The organism is Bacillus sp. B15-48, from assembly GCF_016879755.1.
Classification (GTDB): domain Bacteria; phylum Bacillota; class Bacilli; order Bacillales; family Cytobacillaceae; genus Mesobacillus_B.
The window spans coordinates 369,522-391,636 of sequence record NZ_WOFU01000001.1; the positions used below are offsets into that span (position 1 = coordinate 369,522).

At 39.9% G+C, this 22,115-nt stretch carries 17 protein-coding genes; 7 read left to right on the forward strand and 10 right to left on the reverse strand.

All coding sequences use genetic code 11. The features are described 5' to 3' along the window. Positions 1 to 36: 36 nt before the first annotated feature. From GNT69_RS01795 to GNT69_RS01825, 7 genes are all read right to left on the reverse strand, one after another. Positions 37 to 1,215, reverse strand: a complete 1,179-nt coding sequence (locus GNT69_RS01795; protein ID WP_203553227.1) for a KamA family radical SAM protein — start codon at positions 1,213 to 1,215, stop codon at positions 37 to 39. Positions 1,216 to 1,461: 246 nt separating this feature from the next. Next, a complete protein-coding gene (locus GNT69_RS01800) occupies positions 1,462 to 2,277 on the reverse strand; it encodes a TSUP family transporter (RefSeq protein WP_203553228.1) in 816 nt (271 codons plus the stop codon). Positions 2,278 to 2,378: 101 nt separating this feature from the next. Continuing rightward, positions 2,379 to 3,086, reverse strand: a complete 708-nt coding sequence (locus tag GNT69_RS01805; RefSeq protein WP_203553229.1) for a LutC/YkgG family protein — start codon at positions 3,084 to 3,086, stop codon at positions 2,379 to 2,381. After that, on the reverse strand, positions 3,086 to 4,507 hold the full coding sequence (locus tag GNT69_RS01810) for a LutB/LldF family L-lactate oxidation iron-sulfur protein (RefSeq protein ID WP_203553230.1): 1,422 nt from the start codon (positions 4,505 to 4,507) through the stop codon (positions 3,086 to 3,088). Before GNT69_RS01810 ends, GNT69_RS01805 begins: the two co-directional genes overlap by 1 nt. A 15-nt stretch (positions 4,508 to 4,522) precedes the next feature. Then, the gene (locus GNT69_RS01815) at positions 4,523 to 5,239 is read right to left on the reverse strand and encodes a (Fe-S)-binding protein (protein WP_203553231.1); all 717 of its coding nucleotides are present in this window, start codon (positions 5,237 to 5,239) and stop codon (positions 4,523 to 4,525) included. Between the two features lie 153 nt (positions 5,240 to 5,392). Continuing rightward, positions 5,393 to 6,100, reverse strand: a complete 708-nt coding sequence (locus GNT69_RS01820) for a FadR/GntR family transcriptional regulator (RefSeq protein ID WP_203553232.1) — start codon at positions 6,098 to 6,100, stop codon at positions 5,393 to 5,395. A gap of 81 nt (positions 6,101 to 6,181) precedes the next feature. After that, a complete protein-coding gene (locus GNT69_RS01825) occupies positions 6,182 to 7,762 on the reverse strand; it encodes an L-lactate permease (protein ID WP_203553233.1) in 1,581 nt (526 codons plus the stop codon). 456 nt (positions 7,763 to 8,218) lie between these two features. On the opposite strand from GNT69_RS01825, the gene glcD reads away from it, so the two are divergent. The 3 genes from glcD (at position 8,219) to GNT69_RS01840 (ending at position 12,677) form a co-directional block, all read left to right on the forward strand. After that, positions 8,219 to 9,631, forward strand: a complete 1,413-nt coding sequence (gene glcD / locus GNT69_RS01830) for a glycolate oxidase subunit GlcD (RefSeq protein ID WP_203553234.1) — start codon at positions 8,219 to 8,221, stop codon at positions 9,629 to 9,631. Next, entirely contained in the window at positions 9,628 to 10,959 is a 1,332-nt protein-coding gene (locus GNT69_RS01835) for a (Fe-S)-binding protein (RefSeq protein WP_203553235.1), read from the forward strand. The genes glcD and GNT69_RS01835 overlap by 4 nt, the downstream gene beginning before the upstream one ends. Positions 10,960 to 11,576: 617 nt before the next feature. Further along, positions 11,577 to 12,677, forward strand: coding sequence for a CdaR family transcriptional regulator (locus GNT69_RS01840; RefSeq protein WP_203553236.1), 1,101 nt, complete (start codon positions 11,577 to 11,579; stop codon positions 12,675 to 12,677). Positions 12,678 to 12,686: 9 nt separating this feature from the next. Here the strand turns inward: GNT69_RS01840 and GNT69_RS01845 are convergent, their stop codons facing one another. Further along, positions 12,687 to 13,208 (reverse strand): hypothetical protein, encoded by a 522-nt coding sequence (locus tag GNT69_RS01845; RefSeq protein WP_203553237.1) that lies wholly within the window; start codon positions 13,206 to 13,208, stop codon positions 12,687 to 12,689. Positions 13,209 to 13,514: 306 nt separating this feature from the next. Between GNT69_RS01845 and GNT69_RS01850 the strand changes: the two genes are divergently transcribed. The 4 genes from GNT69_RS01850 (at position 13,515) to nagB (ending at position 18,603) form a co-directional block, all read left to right on the forward strand. Next, positions 13,515 to 15,584, forward strand: coding sequence for a BglG family transcription antiterminator (locus GNT69_RS01850; protein WP_203553238.1), 2,070 nt, complete (start codon positions 13,515 to 13,517; stop codon positions 15,582 to 15,584). A gap of 57 nt (positions 15,585 to 15,641) precedes the next feature. Beyond that, positions 15,642 to 15,908 carry a phosphocarrier protein HPr gene (locus tag GNT69_RS01855; RefSeq protein ID WP_203553239.1) on the forward strand — a complete coding sequence of 89 codons (267 nt, stop codon included), beginning with the start codon at positions 15,642 to 15,644 and terminating at the stop codon, positions 15,906 to 15,908. Next, positions 15,908 to 17,623 (forward strand): phosphoenolpyruvate--protein phosphotransferase, encoded by a 1,716-nt coding sequence (gene ptsP / locus GNT69_RS01860; protein WP_203553240.1) that lies wholly within the window; start codon positions 15,908 to 15,910, stop codon positions 17,621 to 17,623. The genes GNT69_RS01855 and ptsP overlap by 1 nt, the downstream gene beginning before the upstream one ends. A 257-nt stretch (positions 17,624 to 17,880) precedes the next feature. After that, positions 17,881 to 18,603 carry a glucosamine-6-phosphate deaminase gene (gene nagB / locus GNT69_RS01865; RefSeq protein WP_203553241.1) on the forward strand — a complete coding sequence of 241 codons (723 nt, stop codon included), beginning with the start codon at positions 17,881 to 17,883 and terminating at the stop codon, positions 18,601 to 18,603. A gap of 578 nt (positions 18,604 to 19,181) precedes the next feature. Here the strand turns inward: nagB and GNT69_RS01870 are convergent. Continuing rightward, positions 19,182 to 20,498: an aspartate aminotransferase family protein gene (locus GNT69_RS01870; RefSeq protein ID WP_203553242.1), complete on the reverse strand. Its 1,317-nt coding sequence runs from the start codon at positions 20,496 to 20,498 to the stop codon at positions 19,182 to 19,184. Positions 20,499 to 20,614: 116 nt separating this feature from the next. After that, a complete protein-coding gene (locus GNT69_RS01875) occupies positions 20,615 to 22,012 on the reverse strand; it encodes a YjiH family protein (RefSeq protein WP_203553243.1) in 1,398 nt (465 codons plus the stop codon). Between the last annotated feature and the right edge of the window lie 103 nt (positions 22,013 to 22,115).

Genomic DNA, 22,115 nt, shown 5'->3' on the forward strand with positions numbered 1-22,115 from the left:
CCACCAGTTTTGGTGAATTCCCCTATACATTAATGATTATTTTGTCAAAGCCGTTTGTTTCTTTTGCGGCATGTCTGGTAATTCATTCACAGCGACAACTTCGTCGGTTTTCTTTTCTGGCATCTTCCAATATTTTTCATTCCCTGGTAATTCATCAAACCAAGTAGCATCATCCGGACAATCAAGAATCATAAACTTCCCGTATTCATTGTCACGTGATTGGTGATATTTTAAGTACGCCTTTCCATCTTCAATCGCTAAAATCTCAATTTTTCCGCTCGTATGGCTCATCGATAAACGAACACGTTTACCTAAACCAGATGTTTTTGCTTTCGCCTGTTCAACAATATTGTAAAGCTCTTTCAAAGTCAGAACAAAGTCATTATTTCCGGCAACCGGACGGTTCACAAAGAAATAATAGGGAGTCACCCCAGCCCAAGACAATTTATCAAGCAGCTCAGCTAACACATCGGGATCATCGTTAATTCCTTTTAATACAGGTGTTTGGTTGACAACAATGGCTCCAGCATCATGCAGCGCTTTAAAACCTTTTCTCGCTTCTTCGGTAATTTCGACTGGGTGATTAATATGCGCCATTACATAAATGCGTTGTTCCGGTGTTGAATATTCACGAATCAGTTCCAATAATTCTTCATCTTCATAAATACGCATCGGATTAAAGACTGGCATCTTAGAACCTAAACGAATCACTTTAACATGATCGATGGCGCGAAGTCGTTCAATAATCATGCGTAACTTTTTCGTCGCTAAAATGAGTGAGTCACCACCAGTTAACAACACATTGTTGATTTCCGGATGCTCTTCGATATATTTCAAACCAGGTTCAACATCACTCATCGCTTCTTTTACATCATTTCTGAATAATCTTTTTCGGAAACAATAGCGACAATACGCACCGCAAACCTCGGAAACAATCAATAAAGCCGTTGTCGAATACTTATGCTGACACCCAGGAACGACGTAATTCGTTACTTCATCAGATGCATCCCAGCGACCATACTCTGCAAGTTCCCCCTCATTCGGAATAACAAGTTTACGAATTGGGTCGTTTGGATTATTCCAATCTATTAAACTTAAATAATAGTCATTCACCCGAAAAACGTATTTTTCAGTAATTGCTTTTAATTTTTCTCTTTCCTCTTTCGGAATCTCTTGAATTTTGTCAAGATTTGTAATGTACTTTGGCTGTGCCATTGTAACCTCTCCCTTCAAAAATGTGTAGATTCTAAATGAAGATCATTTAAACCAAAAGCCGGGTTTCTTGAATACAAAACAATGCTAGCGTAAATACATCGGTTTCTATCTCCCGTTCTCTATTAAACCGTTACTAGCATTCTTTTGTCCTCACAAAAAAACCGCGTAGAATCCCACTACTTAGTCTCTCATACCCCCGCCGAGGAAGCAAGGGGTGGGGAAAATTGATACGTTCATCCATTTCAGCTAACCTATATTTGAAACAATCATACGAACGCCGACAACAACTAGTAGAATTCGAAAGATGTAAAGAACGGTTTTATCGTTTAAAATATCGTTTAAGTACGAACCAAATTTTCCACCAAACCACGCACCGGGAATTAATGCAAGCGCGTATAACCATTCTACATTCCCTAAGCGAATATGGGCGACTGAACCGACAATCGCAGACAGAAACACCATAAACATCGACGTTGGAATCGCTACTGCCAGTGGGAAACCAAAGATGAGCAACATGACCGGAACCAATAACGAACCTCCGCCAATACCGAACAAACCAGATAGCATTCCGATAAAGAAACAAATGAAAACCGCGAGAACTGGGTTCACTTTATACGTTAGTTCTTCACCTGTTGGTTTTATGTACATCCTAGTCAGTCCGTTTTTAAGCGTAATCGATTTCAGATGCTTTGTTACCGACATGACAATCGCAATGAAAATGATCAATGCCCCGAAGATTAGTGAAAACACACTTGGATCAAACCGTGAATTAATTATCGCACCAACATAAGCGCCAGGTCCACTGCCGATAAAAAAGATCATACCACTTATATAATCCACTTTTTTTTGTTTCATGTAAGCTAAAGTTGAAGACAATCCTGTCACGATAAGGATTAAAATCGATGTACCAACAACAATTTGCGGGCTTAATGCTGGGAGTAAGTTTGTTTTTTCACTCAAAAACAACAGCGATGGGACAATGATGATTCCACCACCGAGCCCGGCCAAACTGCCGACCGCAGCCCCTACAAATCCTACTAACGCAAGAATCAACCAGATCACCCAAAGCCCCCTTTCTCTTTATCAGTTTTTATTTTTTTGTTTAATCGAAAGAAAACTCGCCGATTGGCGAGCCCTTAAGGGCGAAGATCAAAGCGCAAGCGCTATTGATCTTCGACAACTATATAGGTTGCGTACACCGGACCGTGGACACCGACGATGAGGTTCATTTCGATGTCGGCACTGTTGCTTGGGCCGGAGATGAAGCTAACAGTTGATGGAACGACTTCGCCACGAACTTCTGCTTCATGGATTTTTTTCGTTGCTTGAGTGATTCGCGGCACGATTGTGCTTTTTGGAATGATCGCGACAAAAGCCGTTGGCAATAAACTAATTGTACGGCCGTTGTTCTTATCATTAAATAAGGTCACCGTTGCTGTTTCCGCTAGCGTAATATCACTAAACACGATTCCAACATCGGCACGTTCGGCAATCTTTTGGTTCTCTGTACCGAGTTTATGATCCCATATATGAACCTCGGCTTCTTCCCCTAACTTTTGATAAAAGTCACTTAAGCCAAAGTCTTTTATGCGTGCGTCATTTGAGGCAATTACCGACTTGCCGCCAAAACCGCGAATCGTTTCAAGAAGAACGTCTTTTAACCCATTTGTATCGGTTTGTTTGAATTTCGTATGAATGACTTCACAATGCTTCGCTAGAATGTCAACTAACTCATCTTGTGATGCTCCTTTAAAAACATCATTCTGGGGGCTGACAGACCAAGAAGGGCGTTCGACACCTTCTGTACGACGAGGACGCCCTAAGCTTGTCGCTACTTTATTTAAAAATGCTTCACGATTTTGAATCGCCATCAAGACTCACCATCTTTCTCTCGTTGTTTAAACCATGAACGGAACGATTGCTGTGGTGCTGGGAAATCACGGATATCCGTCCATAATTTTAGAGGTCCTGGACCATTTTCAATATTGCCATCCTTTGACCAAGGTCGTAAAGCTGGTCCAGCCATTTTCGCACTCATATTATAAAGTGCTGGACTAGATGACCATTTCGCAAAGCCTTTCATTAGCAATTTTTCAGCCGCAGGAGCTTTCTTTTCTTCTTCAACGATAATTTGGCGATGACGAATGAGCATTTCATGCAATGGGATTTTTACTGGACATGCTTCCGTACAAGCAGCGCATAACGTAGAGGCATATGGAAGATCCTTATGATCATCATACCCTTCTAACAATGGGGTCAACACCGCACCAATTGGACCTGGGTAGATGGAGTTGTATGCGTGACCGCCGATTTGACGATAAACTGGACATACATTAATACATGCCGCACAACGAATACAATGAAGTGCCTCTTGGAATTCCGTTCCTAAAATTTTCGAACGTCCATTATCGACAATCACTAAATGATAATCATCCGGACCATCGATTTCATCTTGTAAACGTGTACCTGTGTAGGCCGTCACATAACTTGTTAATTTTTGACCTACAGCGGCTCTCGTTAATAAACTGACAAGGACTTCCATCTCTTCCCATGTAGGCACAATTCGTTCCATTCCCATTACAGTGATTAATGTATCCGGAAGAGTCGTTGCCATTTCCGCATTTCCTTCATTTGTTACTAACGTAATTGCTCCAGATTCGGCAATCGCAAAGTTACAGCCGGTAATCCCTACATCTGCTGCTAAGAAGTCCTTCCGCAATTGTTCACGTGCAAACGCACCTAACTCTTCAGGTGTATCAGGGCCATCATAACCACGTTTTTTCGCAAATGTTTCGCGAATTTGTTGTCTATTTTTATGCAACGCTGGCGTAACGATATGGGATGGTGGATCTTCATCTAACTGCAATATCCATTCTCCTAGATCGGATTCAACCACCTCTGCGCCTGCCTCTTGCAGCGCTTTATTTAAACCGATTTCTTCCGTTACCATTGATTTGGCTTTAACAACTTTTTTCGCATTTTTCTTTTGGACGACATTTTTAATATAATCTGTTGCTTCTTCTGCCGTTTCCGCGAAAAAGACATTTCCGCCTCTTTTTTCAACTTGTTCGCTTAATTGATGTAAATAATAATCAAGATTTTCTAACGTATGATTCCGAATTTCCGCACCTAATTGCCTCCAGTCTTCCCAATTCCCAAGTTCGGCCGCTTGATAGAGACGTCCTGAACGGAAACGACCTTGTGCAGAAGATACAGCTTGGCGCATAAAGTCATTTTCAATCCCCTTTTGCACCCGTTCTTCATATGGAATTTCTCCGAGTTTGATACTCATCTGTTCTCCTCCATTCTAGTTCGTATTTAAAATTTCTGTTATGTGGACAACTTTTACATTTTTTCCTTCTTTGCGCATTCTCCCCGCAATATTCATTAAACATCCCATATCGGCGCCAACTAAATATTCTGCTCCTGTTTCAGACACATGCTTTGATTTTTCCTTTACCATTTCTCCAGAGATTACGGAGTTTTTCACGGAAAACGTTCCGCCAAATCCACAGCAATCCTCGGCTACCGGCAAATCAACAAGTTCGACTTCTTTAACATTTTCAAGCAAAATCATCGGTTGGTCTTTTACGCCTAATATTCTTGTCATATGACAGGATGGATGGTATGTTACTTTTCCTTTAAATGTGGAACCGACGTCGGTTACTCCGAGGACATCGACAAGAAACTGGGTAATTTCATATGATTTTGCTGCAAAATCCTTTGCTGGTTGTTCCCACTCTGGGTCACCAGCAAAAATTTTCGGATACTCCTTCAGCATTCCAACACAGGAACCTGATGGGCCAACGACATATTCAGAATTCCTGAAGGCACGAATCATTTGCTTCATCGATTCTTTCGCTTCTTTTAAATAACCGCTATTATAGGCAGGTTGTCCGCAACATGTTTGTTCCATCGGATAATCCACTTCACAACCAAACCGCTCCAATAATTCTAATGTATCTTTGGCGACATTCGCGAAGATAAGGTCGCTCAAACAAGTACTAAATAATGAGACTTTCATTTATGTTCACCTCTTGAGAGTATAAAAAATCTTTTGCCCTTATTATGTCACATTAACTATAATCAGTGGAGATTGCACCTCACTGAAGGTCTGCTGCACGTATAAAAATTCCCCTAATAAACTTTATAGCATTTTGAAATGGGTACAATATTCTTATTCGATGTATTTAAACAGACGTTTTTGTACGTTTTCTAAATGGTCAAACATGGCTTGTCTTGCTTCATCCTCGTTACGATTTTTAATTGCATGGAAGATTCGCTGATGTTCTTTTAATAGAATATCCGGTTGATTATCGGAATATAATAAAACTCTGCGTGTTTCTTGAATCGTCTCCGTAATGAGCGCGGACACACTGCTCATAAGATTGATCAGGAGTTTATTATGTGTCGCATTGGCAATTGCAATATGAAAATCAATATCTGCACTTGTCGCAAGATCTTCATTGCCACTAGCGTTCTCCATCACAATAAGTGCTTTTTCAATTGGAATTAAATCGCCGTTTTGATAGACTCGCGCTGCATGAGCAGCCGTACCAATTTCTAGAATCTTGCGTACTTCATAAAGTTCCTTCACATCTTCTAGCTTCATCAAGAACGCGCTCGTTACGGGCAATTGAAACTTAGAAGGGTCGAATGTATTCACAAACGTCCCTTCTCCCTGTCGCATTTCGATAAGGCCCAACGTTCTTAGCCCGCTTAAAGCTTCGCGTATCGTCGAGCTGCCGACCGCAAAGCTTTTCGCTAGCTTTCCGACTGAATCTAGTTTATCTCCAGGTTTTAAATCGCCATTTTTTATTAATTCAATAATTGAATCGGCCACTTCTTCATAGATTTTTCTTGCCCGAATTCGTTTATATTCCATCCCTACATCTCCACCTTTTGACCTTTATTATACTAGATCGCGTATATTGAAGATGATGTTCCTATTTGGAATATTTTATCCTTATAGAAAACTTAAATAGATGAACCCAGAAATCCCGACGAGCAATCCATAGATAATTGCTGGCCCTAATGTTTTACGAATAATTTCTCCTTCTTTTCCAGCTAGTCCTACGACGGCACCAGCAGCCACAACGTTATGAACACAAATCATATTTCCCGCACCTGCTCCGATTAATTGAGCAGCAAGAACAACATTTGTTTCTAGTCCAACCTGATTCGCAACACTGTATTGAATTGGCGAGAAGGTTAATGTTGATACGGTCGCGCTTCCAGTAATAAATGCCCCTAGTTCCCCTAGGAACGGCGCAACGAAAATCCACACAGAGCCTAATGACGCTGCTAAAGATATAGCAATATGTTGAGGCATACTGACAAGATCATTCAAATTCATTCCTGAGTTAACAAACACTTGTACCATAGACAAAGTCGCAATCAATGAAATTGAAGTTGTTTTCATCGTTGTAAGTGTTGACTTTGAAGCCTCAACAAATGTTTTGTACGATTTTTTTTGCATGATAAACGCAAAGATTGCAGCAATCGTGAGAATACTTCCTGGTGAGTATAAGAGCTCCCATCCAGAAGTGATTCCTTCAACTCCTAAAATATTGCGCCATGAGAGATCAATCGCTGTTTGTGTAAATGTTTTCAACCATGGGACAATACGTGTAAGTAATAATAGGGCAACAACCACTAAGTATGGTGACCAAGCAGTAATTAGACCCATACTTGATTTTTCTGTTGATGGTTGGAAACCTTCACTTAATGCCTCTTTCCACTCTGTTTTCGGAATCAACCAGCCCTTTTTCGCAGTGACCGTTGCAACAATGATTCCTGTAAGCGAAGCAAGAATAGAAACAAACTCATGTCCGAAAAGGTTTGCATAAATAAATGCACTACCTGTATAAACGATTCCAATTAACAGCGCCCAAGGCAACATCGGCCATGCATCTTTAATGCCTTTTCCGAAGAAGATTGTTAAAACCCCAATTAGAATAAATGGAACAAATGTCCCGGCTAAAAGGTCAATCGTGGTAACTGTTACCGCGATTTCGTGAAAAAATGCTGTATCTGCTCCAGGTATATTGCTTAGTCCCACCGCAACTGGTGTTCCGACAGCACCGAAAGCAACTGATGTACTATCAGCAATTAACGCAATTGTTGCTGCCGCTAACGGTCTAAACCCTAAAGCAATCATTAACGGAGCAGTTACCATCGCTGGCGTACCAAATCCTGCTGCACCTTCAATTAATGATCCAAAAAGGAAAGCTACGATAATTGTCTGTACGCGCATATCCCCGGAAATCCCTTGGAAGCCTTGATTAATCCTGTCTACCGCACCTGTTTTTCGCAGTGTGTTTAACAACACTAGTGCACCAAACAAAATCCACAAAATTGTCAACGTCTTATGGCCACCCTGCAGGATGGAAGAAATAACCACTTTCCCTTCCATTCCCCAAGTCGTAAGCGCTAACAAAATGACGATAATTGAACTTAAAGTCATCCCTTTTGCAGCAGGCATTCTTAAAATAACGAGAAAAAGAAATGGTGCTATAATCGCACTTAAAGCAATTAGTAAATACATGCTAACCCTACCCTTCTAATTTACCTTTCTACTACATTACTTAAACAAAATACCACTATTAAAAACATAAAAATAAGGTTATCTGATAGTTAGGTCATCAGATGACTGTATTTTTAATATGACATATTTTAATCAGTTGTTCAACGCTTAAATCAATAAAATGTCCATAATTAATATTCCCAAAATTTAAACATATTTCGACATCACCTCCTATGATTCTCGGAAATTCTTTCTCCAAAAGGCGAATGAATTCACTCAAAATGCTCGATTTCCTCTCTAAAACGGTTAAATTTCATATACTCTTCACAACTGTGAAATAAACTTCCTAATCAAGACAATTGTATGTAAATACAAAATACAAATGTTTTTTTACGTAATTTTAGTATAAAAATCCATAGAACTTTTTATAACATTTTAATTATACTTAAGTTACTTTGACGTTGGGAGAGATGTTAAATGATAGCGAACGAAGTGAAACAGAAATTCATCGAAATTGTCGGCCAAGAAAACTACGAAGATTCAAAGGCAACTAGATTAAGTTACTCCTATGATGCAACGCCCAATTTTCAATCGATGCCAGATGCGATCATCAGTCCTCGCAATACGAAAGAAGTTTCCGAGATTGTAAAAATTTGTAATCAATATGAAGTTCCCATCGTACCAAGGGGTTCTGCATCAAATCTTTGTGGTGGAACATGTCCTCTTGAAGGCGGACTTGTCATGCTATTCAAACATATGAACAAACTTCTCGAAATAGATGAAGAAAACTTAACCGTTACTGTAGAACCTGGTGTAATCACACTTGATATGATTCATGCGGTCGAAGCGAAGGGTTTGTTTTATCCTCCGGATCCATCATCAATGAAAATCTCTACAATTGGCGGAAATATTAATGAAAACTCAGGCGGACTCCGTGGCTTAAAATATGGGGTCACACGCGATTATGTCATTGCCCTTGAAGTCGTTCTTGCTAATGGAGACGTTATTCGTACAGGCGGAAAGCTGGCAAAAGATGTAGCCGGATACGATTTAACCCGTTTATATGTCGGTTCTGAAGGAACGCTCGGTATTATTACTGAAGCAACTTTTAAATTAGTTCCGATGCCTGAAACGAAGAAAGTTATGTTGGCCCTTTATCACGATTTAGAAGCTGCTGCGAAAACGGTTTCAACAATCATTGCTAATCGGATCATCCCAGCAACGATGGAATTCCTCGACCAACAAACGCTAAAAGTGGTTGAAGACTTCGCCCAAATCGGGCTGCCAACAAATGTAGCTGCTGTACTTTTAATCGAACAAGACGGCTCACCTGAAACCGTTGAAAAAGATTTAAAGAAAATTGCCGAAATTTGTAAAGCTGAAAATGCGGTCTCCGTTGAGATTGCCAAATCAGATGAACATGCTGAAGCACTCACAACCGCGAGACGCTCTGCCTTATCAGCACTAGCAAGGTTAAAACCAACAACGATTTTAGAAGATGCGACCGTTCCTCGTTCGGAAATTGCCACAATGGTTAATGGCATCAACCGCATTGCAAAAAAATACAACGTCGATATTTGTACATTTGGCCATGCTGGAGATGGCAACCTCCATCCTACATGTCCGACAGATGCACGTGACCATGATGAAATGGAACGGGTGGAAGAAGCGTTCGCAGAAATCTTTGCTCTAGCGATTGAGCTTGGCGGGACGATTACCGGCGAACATGGTGTAGGTGTAATGAAGGCACCCTATTTAGAATGGAAGTTTGGCAAAGAAGGGATTGCGGCGATGAAGGCAATCAAAACAAGCTTAGATCCTAAAAATATTATGAACCCTGGCAAAATATTCGCGAAGGAGAGCCGAAAAAGGTTGGTGGTATCAAAATGACAACAGTGAAGGAACAACAAGTCATTCAAACTGAGTTTAAAGACCGGATGAACGAGGATGAACTGCTCAATTGTATGCGCTGCGGTTTCTGTTTGCCTGCATGCCCGACCTATATTGAATCAGGTTATAAAGAAACCCATTCCCCACGGGGGCGAATTGCCTTAATGAAAGCGGTCGTTGACGGTATCATTGAACCAGATGAAGAGGTCGAGCGTTCGTTAGATCTTTGCCTTGGCTGCCGGGCGTGTGAACCTGTTTGTCCTTCAGGAGTAAAATACGGATTTCTGCTCGAAGAAGCACGCGATATCATTCAACAAAATAAAAAACATTCTGCACCCGTTCGACTCGTGCGCAAGGTCATTTTCGATGAATTATTCCCACATCCAAACCGAATGAGAACGGCGATGGGACTGCTTAGCTTTTACCAACGGTCAGGTCTACAAACTGTTGCCCGAAAAACAGGTGTGATGAAGCTGTTCCCTGATAGTTTATCGACAATGGAACGAGTATTGCCAAAGGTTCCAACGATGAAGCAAATGAAAAATCGTCCGGAGCATCTTGCACCAATTGGGAAACAAACGAAAAAAGTCGCTTTCTTTAAAGGTTGCTTAATGGATACCATGTTCTTAGAAACGAATGACGCAACGATGAAATTACTTCAACATGCAGGTTGTGAAATCGTCACACCGCAAGAACAAGCTTGTTGTGGCGCTTTACACGGTCATAGCGGGGAAAAATCGTCCGCAAAAGAACTCGCTAAGCGAAATATTCAAGCCTTTGAAGATTTTGAAGTCGATTATATTATTACAAATGCCGGTGGCTGTGGCGCATTTCTCGTCGACTATGATCATCTACTCAAGGATGATCCTGAATGGAAAGACCGTGCTAAAGCCTTCACTGATAAAATTAAAGATATCTCACAAATTCTTTATGAGCTCGATTTTCATAAAAAAGTCGACCTGAAACTGCCTCACCAAATCATCACTTATCAGGACTCGTGTCATTTACGCAATGTGATGAAAACGGCTTCGGCTCCACGGGCTTTGCTTCAAGCCATCAACGGAAGTGAGTATCGTGAAATGAAAGATGCCGATCGTTGTTGCGGCTCAGCAGGCGTCTATAATATTGTTGAATCAGAAATGTCGATGCAAATTTTAGATTATAAAATGGAGCAAACGAAGGCGACCCATGCGACGACGATTGTCACCGCAAACCCTGGATGCTTGCTGCAAATGAAACTTGGAATTGAACGCGAAGGGTTAGCAGACAAAATGAGAGCTGTTCATATAGTTGATTTATTACTCGAAGCCGCGGAACAAAAGAAATAGTCAGTAATTAGAAGAACCGGGCAAATTGTGCTGCCCGGTTCTTCATCGTTCTATAATTAAATAACTCGGTTAGTTATAAATGATGTGATGGACAGTACTTGGATTAACCAGGTGAATTGTTCATAAATAAGCGAAGATTTATTGCTCGTACTTGGATTAACCGTAATGATAAGGCTAGTTTATTGCTAGTACTTGGATTAAACCGATTTTGGGCCGTTTTTTATTGCTAGTACAGGGATTATATCGGCCTTCTGCCGTCATTTTATTGCTAGTACTCGGATTAAACCCTCATTTTACAGCCTTTTATTACGAGTACTAGCAATATAGCAACGAAATTTGGTGTTTTTAATCCGAGTACTTGGATTAAAAAACGCGTTACCAGCATTATCGCTCAAAAAACACAAGGATTTTTTCAAGCCAATTGTTCATAAATGACCTTACGGGGAAAAACATTATTTTTACCCGTACTCGAATTAAAATAGCGAAAAATAAACTTAGTGCTTCGATTAAACTTTGTTTTAAAGAAAAACTCGCTGCTTGGCGAGTTTTCTTTAAAAAGTTCAGGAAAAATCGGTATACTTAATATATATAGAAGAAAAAAATGAGGGACCGACTTTATGCTAACACCTGAGCTTGCCGAAAAAATTATTAGTGAAGTGAGAAAATACTTAAACGAAGATATTATTGTCGTTAATACAAATGGAATCATCATTGCCAGTACAGATATCAATCGAATTGGGAATTTTCATGAAGGAGCAAAAATCGCCGCACAAAACGGAAAAAAGCTGACTATTAATCAGAAAAAACAAGAACAGCTGCAAGGAGTGAAGCCGGGCATCAATCTGCCTGTCTTTTTTCAAAAAAAAGTCATCGGTGTCATCGGGATAACCGGGACCCCTGCAAAGGTTTCCCCGTTTGGCGAAATTATTCGAAAAATGACCGAATTACTAATTAGTGAAAATCATTTTGCCGAGCAATCGGATTGGCACTCGCGCGCAATTGAAGGCTTTGTGTTTGACTGGCTACAAGAAAAGGACTGGGATTCGAGTTTTACTGAGCGTGCAAAGCTTTTAAATATTAACTTAGAAGTATCGCGACAAATGGTCATCGCTAAGTTTAAGCAGGACAATAAGTATATAAACCGTGAAATCTGGACCCAGCTGTATTCCTGGGGAAAAAAGACGGAGCAAGACTTTATCTTTCGCTGGGGAAATGATCGGATTGTTTTATTATTGGAGGTTTCAGGCTCCCCTAAAGAATTACGAGATAAAATCAATCAGTTCCATGATTTTTTAAAATACACATTTGGAACGGCAATTTCAGCAGGTGCTGGAAAGGCGGTGTCACCTTTTCAATTGGTCGCGAGTTACCGTCAAGCCGAACGAGCGTTGCAGGTAGCAAAAAATGAGGAAAAGCTTGTGTTTGACGAAGATTTGACACTGGAAATGATTTTAGACGATCTTTCTCCGGAAACGAAGTCTGAATTTGTTGATCGGACAATTGGCCCGCTCTTACCCGATAGCGAACTAACAGATACATTAAAAGAATTATTCAAGCAAAACCACTCGTTAAAAAAGACGGCTGAAGCCTTGCATATTCACATCAATACACTTCATTACCGTCTGAAAAAAATCAAAGATATTACTGACTTTAGCACCGCAAACATCAATGATTTGTTTATTCTCTTTCTCGCTTTAATTATTTTAGATGAAAAATGAAAGGAGAGTTTATTTTGTCTCACTCTCCTTTTTGCGGTCTTGTTCATTCCAATAGCGCTCAATCATTTCGTTAACTATTTTATTTAACTCGCGCGCTTTTTGGCTTTTCAGCCACTCGACTTGATTAATCGGTAAGGTTAATTTTACCGTCACTTTTTCATTTGGCATTTCTACTTTTCTAATATCCTCTAATGTTATTCCTTCTTCAATCCTCGGAAATTCCGAATCATTTTCATGGACACGCAGAAGATCAGAATATTCATCGGGATCATCTAATTCACAAAACAAATTAAGCTGTGGCAGCCCGCCAGGAACCGTTTTTAAAAACATAAATGAACTGATGACTCGCCCATCTTTCAACTCGATTTCAACGATTAAACTTTCTTTATTATGATACTTTTTTAAAGCGACCTCGCTAACGATAACATCTAAGTTCAGCGTGCATCCCGAATAAGACTCGAAAAGATAAAGGGCACTATTAAAAATATGGATCTTCTCTCCATCAATAAGTACTGATTTTATAAAACTCATATTCCTTCCCCCATAAGTCGTTATGAGCCGACCATTAAACATCGAATATCTTCATTATAATGAATCTGGCTTTTTCTTAAAAGAAAAGGGTGTTGAATTTCTGCCAGAATGATTCATTAGACATACACTTTAGCAACAGATTTGTCACCCTTTAAAATTAGAGAAGCATTCGACTATAATATAACAATGATGTGTTTAATTAGAGGTGAACACAATTTTGTTCGCTCACTTGCACATGATTTGTTCCCTATTTTTCACCTATATGAAAACGGTTTACTGTAAAATATTTATTAGGAGGGCTTACCAATGATGATTGATAAACGTCCGGCACTTTTATTAGATTATCTCTTAAAAGTGAAGGAACTCACCATGATTCAATTAATGGATGCTACTCAACTTTCGAAACGGCAAATCACCTATGATTTGGAGAAAGTGAATCAATGGTTGCTAGAGCGAAATCTATCAACGATCCACTATAAGGGCAACCAATCGATCATCGTGCCAGAGGATGTTGTGAATTATTTTCACAAGACAGAGCTTTTCGATCAACAAAAACAGAATTTTGTTTTAACAGAAGAAGAACGGTTGGCAGTCATTTACCTTTATTTATTTATCCGAAATGAGACAATTTCAGCTTTTCATCTAACAGAGCTGTTAAAAGTGAGTAAAAACACCGTTTTTTCGGATTTAAAATTAGCAAATGAACTTAATCGCCCCTATTTAGTAGAGATTCGGTATTCAAGAAAAAAAGGCTATCATCTAAGTGGCACAGAATTTGATAAACGGGCACTTGTCATGCATTACCTATCACGCCTTGTCCATATTCCTTACTTTGAAGCATTGCTAGATTATTTAGTGGAGGAAAGAAATGGAAGCGTTCACTATAAGGATACTTTGCATGCGCTTAAACAAATTGAAAACCAGTTTACACTAAATTTTGTCGAAGAACGTTTACATCAATTCGCCTTTTTTCTTGTGTTCTATTATTACCGTCAAAACGAACAGAAGCTTGTTTCATTCCATTCGGATGAAATGGCGCTATTAAAAAAGGAAGCGATGAGCGCGGCTGCGAGCCAGTTAAGCAAACTTCTACAGTTGGAACAAGTGGATTCTGAAATTGGTTATTTAACGATTCAGCTGCTTGGGCTAGCATTTAATAAAAGCTCTGTTCAAAACAACGAACACGATTTACTATTTAAGCTTTGTGAACAACTTGTCTTTGATTTTGAAACAAAAGCATGCATTGTCTTTGAAGAGAAGGATGAAGTGGTGCAAACATTGTACCAGCATGTAAAGCCAGCTTATTTTCGGATGAAGTATCGGATTCCAGTCACCAACCCCCTTCTTGATCAAATTAAAAGCGAACATAAAGATTTATTTTTAATTGTGAAAGAATTATTACTTCCGATTGGGTCATTGCTCCGAATTACGATTCCTGATGAAGAAATCGGTTTTATTACGATTCACTTTGGAGCGCTCTTAGAAAAGCCAAAACAGGCGGTGCCGCAAAGAAAGAAAGCCATCGTCGTTTGTCCCAGCGGAATTAGCTCATCATTAATGGTGAAAAATCAGCTTGAGTCGCTTTTCTCCGAAATTACCGTGGAAAAGACGTTGTCGCTCCGTGAATTTCAGGAGGGCGACTTTGCCGAATATGATTTATTATTTTCGACAGTCAGGCTGACGGAGACGAGGCTGCCATGTTTTTATGTGAAACCGATTATGACACCGAACGAAAAGCATCATCTGGTGAATGAAGTGTATCAACAGCTGTTTGGCATGCAACATCACAACCTTTCACTAAATGAACTGCTACAAACGGTTGGAAGTTTTGCCCATATTCACGATGAAGCCGGTCTAAGACAAGCATTAAGCCAAATCGCTTTTTATAAAAAGGGCGATGTTAGAAAAGAAAAATCGCTAGTCATTAAAGATTTAATAAACGACGAAACAATTCAAATCGCAGACGAACTTACGGATTGGAAGGAAGCAATTAAACTTGCTGCCAATCCCCTTCTATTAAATGGGGTAATTGAACCAGCTTATATTGATGCGATGATTGAAAATATCGATAAATACGGCCCGTACGTTGTAATTGGTCATGAAGTCGCCATTCCTCATGCACGTCCTGAGAAGGGCGTAAACAAAGTCGGAATGAGTTTATTAAAGCTCAATAAGCCGATCTATTTTTTAGATAATGAAAAATATCCCGTCCGTTTGCTGTTTTGTATTGCGGCGATTGATAACAGAACCCATCTGAAAGCATTGTCGCAACTAACAAAGCTGTTAAATGACAAAAACAATATTGAACGATTAAAAGCGGAGAACTCGATTACTGAAATGGTTGCCTTATTTAAGCGCTATTCCACAATCGATTAACTCATACATCTTACATCTTAAGATTAATTTTACAAAAAGAATAGGAGTTGGATTAAAATGGTAGAAAAACAATTCAAAGTCATCGAAGAAACAGGGATTCACGCACGACCAGCGACACTTTTAGTGAGCGCGGCATCGAAATTCAAGTCAGATATTCAACTTGAATATAAAGAAAAAAAAGTGAATTTAAAATCGATTATGGGTGTCATGTCATTAGGAATCGCCCATGGAGCAGAAATTAAAATATATGTAGAAGGCGACGATGAGCAAGAAGCGTTACAATCACTTGAAGAAACATTAGCGAAGGAAGGCTTAGCAGAGTAATGGGTAGCCTAACAGGAATTGCCGCTTCAAGTGGAATCGCTATCGCCAAAGCCTATCGTTTAATTGAACCAGACTTAACGGTCAACCAAGCTAAAATTGAGGACGTTGCTAAAGAAATTGAACGTTTTGAAAACGCCATTGCCGAAGCCAAACAAGAGCTTGAGCTAATTCGCCAAAAAGCTGAAATAGACCTTGGCAAAGACAAGGCGGCGATTTTCGAAGCACATCTTCTTGTCTTGAATGACCCAGAATTATTGAATCCGATTAAAGACCAGATTCAAGCCGATCAAATGAATGCAGAAGCTGCCTTAAAAAATACGGCAGACCAATTTATCTCCTTATTTGAACAGATGGATAATGAATATATGAAGGAGCGCGCGGCAGATATTCGTGATGTAACGAAGCGGGTACTTGCTCATCTTTTAAAAGTGGAACTGAGCAATCCTTCATTGATTTCAGAGGAAGTCATTGTTGTTGCTGAAGATTTAACTCCTTCGGATACAGCTCAATTAAATCGCCAATTTGTCAAAGGGTTTACGACAAATATTGGCGGCAGAACATCGCACTCTGCGATCATGGCGCGTTCATTAGAAATCCCGGCAGTTGTTGGCACAAAAACAGCAACCGAAGAAATTCAAAATGGCGACATTGTCATTGTCGATGGCTTGAGTGGAGAAGTGCATCTCAATCCTTCAGAAGAGTTGGTTCAGCAATATCGAGAAAAACAAGCCGCTTACGAAGCTGAAAAAGCAGAATGGGCAAAGCTTGTAAATGAAAAAACAACTTCTGTCGATGGGCATCATGTAGAATTGGCAGCAAATATTGGCACACCGGCTGATTTAGTCGGAGTAGTCAATAATGGAGGCGAAGGAGTTGGTTTGTATCGAACTGAATTCCTTTATATGGGCAGAACCCAGTTGCCGACAGAAGAAGAGCAATATGCCGCTTATAAGGAAGTTTTAGAAGGCATGGCTGGCAAGCCTGTCGTTGTTCGTACCCTTGATATTGGTGGCGACAAAGAACTTCCATATTTACATTTACCGAAAGAAATGAATCCGTTTCTAGGTTATCGAGCGATTCGCTTATGCTTGGAAGAACAAGAAATATTCCGTACACAATTAAGAGCGCTGTTAAGAGCAAGTACAGCTGGAAACTTAAAAATCATGTTTCCAATGATTGCCACACTTGATGAGTTCCGTCAAGCAAAAGCGGTTCTTGAAGAAGAAAAACAAAAGCTCATCGCTGAAGGAATAGCCGTCTCTGACAATATTGAAATTGGCATTATGGTTGAAATCCCTTCTACAGCCATCCTTGCTGACCAATTTGCGAAAGAAGTCGATTTCTTTAGCATTGGAACGAATGATTTAATTCAATATACGATGGCTGCAGACCGGATGAATGAACGCGTTTCTTATTTGTATCAACCATATAGCCCATCAATTCTACGCCTCGTAAAAATGGTCATTGATGCTGCGCATAAAGAAGGCAAATGGGCAGGAATGTGCGGAGAGATGGCTGGTGATGAAACGGCAATCCCAGTATTGCTAGGATTAGGATTGGATGAGTTTTCCATGAGTGCAACATCGATTTTGAAAGCTCGTTCCCTCATCAGCCGTTTAAATAAGGCGGATATGGAACAACTAGCTGAATCCGTTCTCCAAATGAGTACGACTGAAGACGTGGTTGCCGCAATTGAGAAGGCAATAAATAAGTAGATGATTTTTATAGAAAAGGAGAGTCAAATTGACTCTTCTTTTTCCTTTTAAAACAACCTCGCAAACCGAAATAACATGTCGTTAATTGGAATACTATACCCATTGATTAAGAAAATGAGATCATTGACCATCCTAATTTATGTGTAAAATAATTTAGTTTTCATTTATTTTTACCAGTATATACAACAATATTTCATCGTGCTAATATAAGGTCGGTATATAAAAGAAATGCCTATGGATTGAGGAGGAGAGCAATCATGAAGATAATTAAAGTTAAAAATTATGACGAATTGAGTCTTGAAGCAGCAAAACTTTTCATCGAGAAAGTACGTAAAAATCCAAGCATAACCCTTGGTTTAGCAACAGGCGGTACTCCTGTCGGGTTATACGCTCAAATAGTAAAAGATCATCAAGAGAACGATACTTCTTATCAAAAGGTTACGTCATTTAATTTAGATGAATACATAGGCCTTTCTGGTGAACACCCGCAAAGTTACCGGTATTTTATGAATGAGCAATTATTTAATCATATCGATATTGACAAAGCAAATACATTTGTTCCGCTCGGTGATACCGAAAATCCACAACAACAATGTGTTGACTATGAAAACCGATTAAAAGAACATGGTGGCATTGACTTGCAAATTCTAGGAATCGGCTCAAATGGCCATATCGCTTTTAATGAACCAGGAACTTCGTTTCAATCTGAAACACATATAATTGAATTGACTGCCTCTACACGTGAAGCAAATGCACGCTTCTTTGACAGTATCGATGAAGTGCCTACCCATGCTATTACAATGGGCATTGCCAGCATTATGCGTAGCAAAGAAATTTTGTTGCTCATTTCTGGTGAAGGCAAACGTGAAGCATTATCACAACTTATTCATGGAGAAGCAACTGAGGACTTTCCTGCATCGGTATTAAAAAATCATCCGAATGTAACGATTATTGCAGACGAGGCTGCTTTAGGCGCATAGGAGAGATTTGTATCAAAGGGGCAAATTATTGAGTTGCCGGGTTGTTTTGCCGAATGAATGTTGGGCTTTTTATTCCTAGTACTTGGATTAAATAGGTGGAGTGCTGATAAATAGGCTAAGATTTATTCCTAGTACTTGGATTAAAAAGGGAAGTGCTTAAAAATAAGCTAAGGTTTATTGCTAGTACTTGGATTAAGAAGATGGATTGTTCGGACAGAGGCTAAATTTTATTACTAGTACTTGGATTAACCGCGATTATTAGGCTGGTTTATTGCTAGTACTTGGATTAAATCGATTTTCGGCCATTTTTTATTGCTAGTACAGGGATTATATCGACCTTCTGACACCATTTTATTGCTAGTACTCGGATTAACCCCTGATTTTACAACGATTTATTACGAGTACTAGCAATATATCAATGAAATTCGGTGTTTTTAATACGAGTACTCGGATTAAAAAACGCGTTACCAGCATTATCGCTTAAAAACATACAAATCTCTTCGGCCGAATGTTCATAATGACCTTTTTTGGAAAAACATACAAAACAAAAGAGCCTGAGTCGGACTCAGGCTCATCTTTTATACAAACACGCTTTGTTCTTCGGCATAGGTGCTTAAAGCACGGTCAAGCATTTCAAGACCATCGTCAATTTGTTCAGTTGTAACATTTAGTGGCGGAATCATGCGGATGACTTCGCTTTGGTTTCCGCAAAAGTAGAAGAGCACTCCATTTTCCAAAGTGAGATCCAAGATTCTAAATAGCGCGTCGCCATCAGGCTCCTTCGTTGCTGGGTTGATAATCTCAATCCCAATCATTAACCCTACTGCGCGGATTTCCCCAATAAACGCATGCTTTTCTTTGAGCTGCTGGAGCTTTTCAACTGCATAAGCACCAACTTTTTTCGTGTTTTCAAGCAAGCCTTCTTCCTCAATCACATCTAAAACAGCCATTGCCGCAGAACAGGCAATTGGATTGCCGCCAAACGTCGTTCCATGGCTTCCAAGCGGCCATTGCTGCATTAATTCTTTCGATGCCACTGTTGCACTTAACGGCAAACCGTTCGCAATTCCTTTGGCAATCGCCATAATATCAGGAGTCACATCAAACGTTTGTGCTGCAAACCACTCGCCCGTGCGGCCAAACCCTGTTTGGACCTCATCGAAAATCAGCAGAATACCGTTCTTATCGCAAATTTCGCGAACTTTTTTCAACCAAGCTTTGGGCGGGATGATATAGCCACCTTCGCCCAATACTGGTTCAACAATTACCGCCGCCACCTCTTCAGGTGTCACTTGATGATTAAACAAGCGCGCGAAATCCTTCTCCAATTGCTCGACAACATATGTTTCCGGGTCTAGTCCATTCGGACAGTCGGCAGTATTTGCGTATGGAACTTGGTAAGATCCTGTTGGTTGCAGAAATTTCCTATATTTGCTTTTGGAAGTCGTCACACTTAACGCCCCCATCGAACGGCCGTGAAAACAGCCCATAAATGACACAATGTACGGACGTTTCGTGACATGTTTCGCTAGCTTGATTGCTCCTTCAATCGCTTCTGTACCGCTGTTGGCAAAGAAAAAACAATCTAAATTTCCAGGAAGAATCTTGCCAAGCCTTTCCGCCAACGTCAAAATCGATTCATAGATGATGACCCCTGACGGACCATGTCCGAGCTGGTCCGCGCCATCTTTAATCGCTTGTACGACTTTTGGGTGACGATGACCAACATTTGTTGTCGCAATTCCTGATGTAAAATCTAAATATTTCTTGCCGTCTACTCCGAAGTAATAGCAACCCTCTTCTTTTATAACAGGCAAATTTGGATGATCCTTCGCCATACTAGGTGCTAATAAATTTGACATATTTGCTACAAGATGACTCCAATCTTTCGCCATTAATAACGACCTCCATGATGTTATCTATATCTAGTCTGAGTTGTCTTAACAGGAATACCTCCACATGAAACGTGGAGGCATACTTAATCGAAATGTATTTTACCATAATAATAGAATTAAAAGAAAAGCAGATGAGCCATTAAGGCTACAACCGGCAAAGTAATCAATGTCCTTTGTAGGAAAATGATAAACAGTTCTAAAAGGTTCAATGGAATCTTAGATTTTAATAAAAGCACGCCGATTTCAGACATATAAACCAATTGCGTAAGCGACATTACGCCAATGACAAATCGTGTTAATTCGGATTCAATTCCGCTGCCAATTACTGCTGGAAGGAACATATCAGCAAACCCAACAATCATCGCTGGAGCTGCAGCGCTCGCTTCCGGAATTTGCAATAAATTTAAAATTGGTACAAGCGGATAAGATAAATAAGTAAAGATCGGTGTAAACTCAGCAACAATAAGTGCCAACGTCCCTAACACCATTACAAGTGGAATGAGACCAAACCAAATTTCAACGACATTTTGGACTCCTTTAACGACGACTTCACGGCCACTCTTCACCTTGTCTGCTGTTTCAATTGCCTTTTGAATTCCCCATTTAAAGGTCGATACACCAGCAGGAATATCTTCGCTAATTTGTTTGCCAACCGGCTCATAATACGTTTCTTTTTTCCGCGAAAGCGGTGGAATTCGTGGACAAATCACCGCTGCGATGAGCCCTGCAACGACTACTGTTAAATAAAATTGGATAAACATATGATCAATGCTTAAAAATTTAGCAATCACTAAGCTAAATGCAATGGAAGCAATCGAGAAATTCGTTGCCACAACCGCCGCTTCCCTTTTCGTATAATAACCTGATTCATACTGCTGCGTTGTGATTAACACACCAACAGGGCCTGCACCCATCCAAGAAGCAACCGCATCAATCGACGAGCGCCCTGGTAGTTTAAAAATAGGATACATAACTTTCCGTAAAATCGTACCGATAAAATCCATTAATCCAAAGTTTAACAGCAGTGGCATTAACAGACTAGCAAACAAAAACCAAACCATTAACACTGGAACTAAATCGAAAAGAACGACCCCACCAGTGAATCCTGAAGAAATGGCACTAGGGCCAATCTCAAATAATGTAAACACGGCAAAAAATGCGCCAGCCACCCTTAAAGCGACCCATTGTAATTTCACATCAAACACATTGGTTAAAAATCGATTATTCTTCACAATCGGCAGATTCACTACTTTAACGATGACACTTCCGAGCGCCGATAAACAAATCACGACTGTCATAATCGCCGGAATATAGCCGGAAATTGCCGCTTGCAATCCATCCGCTAATATTCCAAGACCAATTGTTACTTTGCCGTTATATGAAATAGGTACGAGAAAAATCAACAAACCTAGCAATGAAGGCAATAAAAATTTTAAAATTTGTTTTGTGCTATAGGATTTCTTCTCCTCAACTCTTTCAACACTTTCTATCGTTTTCAACTGTCTAGCTTCCATCTATTAGTTCCCCCATGATGACTCCGAATAAACTTCGTTAATTGTTATATTAGCAAAACTAATAATACAACCATATGTATAAAGATTCAATGGTTAATTTTAT